The 2,152-nt window shown below is 64.1% G+C and carries 2 protein-coding genes; one reads left to right on the top strand and one right to left on the bottom strand.

Annotation, left to right across the window (positions count from 1 at the left end; all coding sequences use genetic code 11):
- The coding region (locus EOA29_RS34010) for an NAD(P)-dependent alcohol dehydrogenase (protein ID WP_145969974.1) at positions 1-986 on the bottom strand (986 nt) is incomplete at its 3' end.
- Positions 987-1,109: 123 nt separating this feature from the next.
- Here EOA29_RS34010 and EOA29_RS34005 point away from each other — a divergent pair.
- Positions 1,110-2,024: a LysR family transcriptional regulator gene (locus tag EOA29_RS34005; RefSeq protein WP_126092421.1), complete on the top strand. Its 915-nt coding sequence runs from the start codon at positions 1,110-1,112 to the stop codon at positions 2,022-2,024.
- Positions 2,025-2,152: the final 128 nt, after the last annotated feature.

The following is a 2,152-nucleotide window of genomic DNA, read 5'->3' as shown; positions in this document are numbered from 1 at the left end:
TTCTCAAGATGCCCGAACGCCTGCGGCACGTCGTCGAAGCCGTAAACCTTGTCGACCACTGGTTTGATGCGGAGAGCTTCGATCGCCTGATTCATGCGCTCGAAGCTGCGGCGGTGGCCGATGGAAATGCCCTGCACGACGATGCGGTTGCGCATGAGCGGCACGACCGGAAAGCTGATCTCCGTCGCGCCGAGCAGGCCGACGATCGACAGCCGGCCATCGGCGGCGAGCGCGTTCAACGACCGCCGTGCGTTGTCGCCACCGACCATCTCCAGAATGTGGTTCACGCCCAGCCCATCCGTCAACTTACGGGCTGCCTCGTCCCAGGCCGGCTGGGTGCGATAGTTGATCACCTGCCAGGCGCCGAGTTCCTTGGCGCGCTTGAGCTTCTCGTCGCTGCTCGAGGTGACGATGGCGCGCAGGCCGAACGCCGCGGCGAACTGCAGCGCAAACAGCGAGACGCCACCAGTGCCCTGGATCAGGATGGTCTGGCCCGGCACCGGCCTTGTCGCCTCGGTCATCGCGAACCAGGCAGTCAGCGCCGCGATCGGCAGCGTCGCTGCCTCGATATCGCTGAGCGAAGGCGGCGCGAGCACCGCGGCATCTTCACCGAAGACGACATGCTCTGAAAGCGTGCCCGGCAGCGATGAGCCTAGCGTGTGTCTGTGCAGCACCGGCGGCGCATCGCCGTCCGGCCAGTCGGCAATCACCTGGCCGAGCACGCGCTGTCCGACCTGAAATCGGCTGACCGCGCTGCCGATGGCGACGATCTCGCCCACCGCGTCCGATGTCGGCACGAAGGGGAAGGTAAGATCGGGAATGAGCATGCCATCCACGATCAGCTTGTCCTTGTAGTTCAGCGAGACAGCTTTCGTACGCACCAGAAGCTCGTGCGGGCCGGGCTCGGGAATCTCGCCTCTCACCGGGTTCAGTTTTGACAGGCCGAAGCCCGTCATCTGCCAGGATCTGTTGCCGTCGGTACTCATGCGTCTCGCTCCTTGATTGATGGCCGAGCGAAGACATTTATGCGATCCAACTATGGAAAATAGTGCCGCAATGCGGGATATTTGGCAACAAATTGAAGAGAAGAACTCTACAAAGGATGCATCGTGGATTCGGTAGACCTGCAAGGCATTGTCGCATTCGTCCACGCCGTGGAGGCCGGCAGCTTCACCGGCGCCGGCGAACGGCTGCGTGTAACGAAGTCCGCCATCGGCAAATCCGTCGCGCGGTTGGAGCAGCGGCTCGGTGTTCGCTTGCTTAACCGCACCACCCGCAGCCTCAGCCCCACCAGCGAAGGCGCGAGCTATTACGAAGCCTGCGTGCGGGCCCTGGCCGAGATCGAGGCCGGGCAGGCGCTGCTCGCCTCACGCCGGCAGGTTCCGTCCGGCAGGCTGCGCGTCGACGTGCCGCTTGCCTTTGGCCGCACATGCGTCGCCCCGGTGCTGTTCGGCATCTCCAGCCGTTTCCCGGAGCTGACGATCGAGATCTCCTTCAACGACCGGCGCGTCGACCTGATCGAGGAAGGCATCGACCTTGCGGTGCGCATGGGCGATCTCGACGACAGCCTGTCGCTCGCGGCGCGCCGCATCTACGCCCAACGCTCGGCAATCTTCGCGGCTCCCGCCTATCTCGAAAGGCACGGCAGGCCGCGGTCCATCGACGACCTCGCCGGCCACAGCGTCATCGGCTATGGGCGTGAGGGCGTTGTTCGTCCCTGGACCATAAGGGACGCCGACGGCCGTCTGACGACATTCGTGCCCAAGGCCAGGCTCGTCCTCGGCCACGGCGAACCGATGCTCGATGCGGCCCTTGCAGGCTGCGGCATCACCTTTCTGCCGACCTGGCTGGCAGCCGACAGCCTGAAGCGCGGCGAGCTTGAAATGGTCCTGTCCGACTGTCTGGTCGAAAACATCGTCGTGCACGCGGTCTGGCCGGTGACGCGCGCGCTCACGCCGAAGGTCCGGGTCGTCATCGACGCGCTCGTCGAACATTTTTCGGCGCCGCCCTGGGATGCCGTCTGAATGGCCAGCGCCCGCGCTCCAAAATTGTCATGCTCCAAATAGCGGCGGACTATTTTCGAATGCACCGCGGCAATGCTATTGACCAGGCATGCTTTATGTTGAAATCGCCGTCGTGGCCGTCCTCATCC

Origin of the sequence: Mesorhizobium sp. M1E.F.Ca.ET.063.01.1.1 (genome assembly GCF_003998155.1) — a bacterium.
Taxonomy (GTDB): domain Bacteria; phylum Pseudomonadota; class Alphaproteobacteria; order Rhizobiales; family Rhizobiaceae; genus Mesorhizobium.
The sequence above is the reverse complement of the archived record's forward strand: the minus strand, read 5'-3'. Positions and strand labels throughout refer to the sequence as shown.